This window comes from Cellulomonas sp., from assembly GCF_035634735.1.
Classification (GTDB): Bacteria; Actinomycetota; Actinomycetes; order Actinomycetales; family Cellulomonadaceae; genus Cellulomonas.
On sequence record NZ_DASQCJ010000103.1, the window covers coordinates 1 to 2150 of the forward strand.

The 2150-nt window shown below is 77.2% G+C and carries 5 protein-coding genes; 3 read left to right on the forward strand and 2 right to left on the reverse strand.

Annotated elements, in window-relative coordinates; genetic code table 11:
- Nucleotides 1-336 (forward strand): ATP-binding cassette domain-containing protein (locus tag VER05_RS09150; protein ID WP_414647595.1); only part of this gene is annotated, 336 nt, incomplete at its 5' end.
- Between the two features lie 18 nt (nt 337-354).
- On the opposite strand, the gene VER05_RS09155 is transcribed toward VER05_RS09150, so the two are convergent.
- Nucleotides 355-762 (reverse strand): RidA family protein, encoded by a 408-nt coding sequence (locus VER05_RS09155; protein ID WP_324845056.1) that lies wholly within the window; start codon nt 760-762, stop codon nt 355-357.
- A gap of 114 nt (nt 763-876) precedes the next feature.
- Nucleotides 877-1236 carry a nuclear transport factor 2 family protein gene (locus VER05_RS09160; protein ID WP_324845057.1) on the reverse strand — a complete coding sequence of 120 codons (360 nt, stop codon included), beginning with the start codon at nt 1234-1236 and terminating at the stop codon, nt 877-879.
- A gap of 158 nt (nt 1237-1394) precedes the next feature.
- Here VER05_RS09160 and VER05_RS09165 point away from each other — a divergent pair, with 158 nt between their 5' ends.
- Entirely contained in the window at nt 1395-1733 is a 339-nt protein-coding gene (locus VER05_RS09165) for a DUF3140 domain-containing protein (RefSeq protein ID WP_324845058.1), read from the forward strand.
- A 16-nt stretch (nt 1734-1749) separates the two neighbouring features.
- Nucleotides 1750-2150, forward strand: a 401-nt coding sequence (locus tag VER05_RS09170) for an AAA family ATPase (RefSeq protein ID WP_324845059.1), incomplete at its 3' end; no start/stop codon positions are given.

Consider the following 2150-nt stretch of genomic DNA (forward strand, 5'->3'; position numbering starts at 1 on the left):
ACGCTGTCCGGCGGCGAGCGGCAGCGGCTCAAGCTCGCGACGCACATGGGGGAGAAGGGCGGCGTGCTCGTGCTGGACGAGCCGACGACCGGCCTGCACCTCGCGGACGTCGAGCAGCTGCTGGGCCTGCTGGACCGGCTGGTCGACTCCGGGAAGTCGGTGATCGTCATCGAGCACCACCAGGCCGTCATGGCGCACGCCGACTGGATCGTCGACCTCGGGCCGGGCGCGGGGCACGACGGCGGACGGGTGGTGTTCGAGGGCACGCCGGCGGACCTCGTGGCGGCGCGGTCGACGCTCACCGGCGAGCACCTGGCGGCGTACGTGGGGGCGTGAGCCTGCGCCGCGGGCCGGTCAGGCGGGTGGCGGCACCGAGGCCACCGCCTCGACCTCGACCAGCACCCCGGGCCGGGACTCCGGCACGGCCACCACGGTCACGGCGGTGCGCCGCCGGCCCCAGACGGCGGCGCTCGCCTCGTAGGCCGCCGTCGGGTCGACGCCCGCGGTCAGGAAGATCCGCAGGATCGCCACGTGGTCGGCGTCCGTGCCCGCCTCGGCCAGCACGGCGAGCAGGTTGCGCAGCGCCTGCTCGGTCTGCGGGCCGAGGCCGTCGAGCAGCGTGCCGTCGGCGTCGATCCCGTTCTGGCCGCCGACGTAGAGCGTCGGTCCCGCGGGCAGCAGCATGCCCTGGGCGAACGCGGGGCTGCGGACCACGCCGGGCGGGTCGATCGGTACCGGGCGCGTGTCGGGCTGGGTGGACATCGTCGGCTCCCTCCGTCGGAGGACCCCAGCATGCCGCCGACCACCGACACGCCCCGCGCCGGCCGTCGGCGGGCGGGCCGGGGCGGGGCGCCAGGGCGCCGGGGGCGGGTGCGCTCAGTCCCGGACGAGCACCGCCCACAGCCGCGCGATCCGGTCGTCCCGGACCTCCGCCACGTCGATGCCCCGCACCACCGGGTCCTGCCCGGGCGGACCGAACCGCCAGGCGAGCAGCGCCAGGTCCTGCGCCCGCCGCACCGGCCCGTCGGCGGAGAACGCGAACCCCGGGGCGCCGTCCAGCAGCCCCTGCGCCTTGCGGTCGAGCGCGTCCCAGCCGGACACCGTCTCCTCCGGGTCGGAGAACACGACGTCGCGGGTGTAGGTGTCCTCGATCGCCACCCGCCGGCGCTCGGGGTCGCGCTCCCCGAACACCCGCCGCAGGTTGGCGTCCATCAGCTCCTCGGTGCGGTCGGCCACGGGACGCCCCTCTCGTCGCTCCCGGTCCCGGGGGGTCCCGGTCGGGTCACGGCGCACGCTACCCGCGCGGACCGGGCGCGCGGGAGGGGCCCTGCGAGCGTCGTCGTCCGCGAGGCCGCCGCTCGCGGGCGCGGGGGCCCGGTGCCAGCATGGCGCGCATGGACGACGAGGAGCGCGCCGAGGTCGCGCGGGACTACGCGGACGCCGTCACCATGACGCCGAAGGAGCTCGAGGACTGGCTCGGCACGGACGAGTCGCGGGCCGTCGGGCAGAAGGACGGCGGCGGCGAGTCCGTCGGGCACCGCTCCGGGCGGCGGATCGTCGAGATCGCGCGCACGAAGAAGGCCGACCTGACGGACGACGACTACGCCCACATGCGGGAGGTCGTGGGGTACGTGCACCGGCACCTGGCGCAGCGGCCCTCCGGGGACGTCACGGACACGGCGTGGCGGCACTCGCTGATGAACTGGGGCCACGACCCGCTGGAGCGGGGCTGACGGGGCGGAGACCCGCGTGCTCGTGCAGATCTGCGGTCTGCCCGGATCGGGCAAGACCACGCTCGCCGCGGCCGTCGCCGACGCGGTGCCGGTCGTGGCGCTGCGCGTGGACGCGATCGAGGCGGCCATGCGCCGGTACGGCGTCGCGGCCGCGCAGTCGGGCATCGCCGCCTACGCCGTCATGCACGCGGTCGCGGGTCCGCACCTGCGCCGCGGGCAGGTGGTGGTCGCGGACGCGGTGAGCCCGACGGTGGCCGCGCGCGAGGGCTGGGTCGGCACCGCGGCGGCGCACGGCGCGGCGCTCCGGGTGGTCGAGGTCGTGTGCCCGGACCCGGCCGAGCACCGGCGCCGGGTGGAGACCCGCCCGGCCGACCTCCCGGGCTTCGCCCTGCCGACCTGGGACGACGTGCGGCGGGC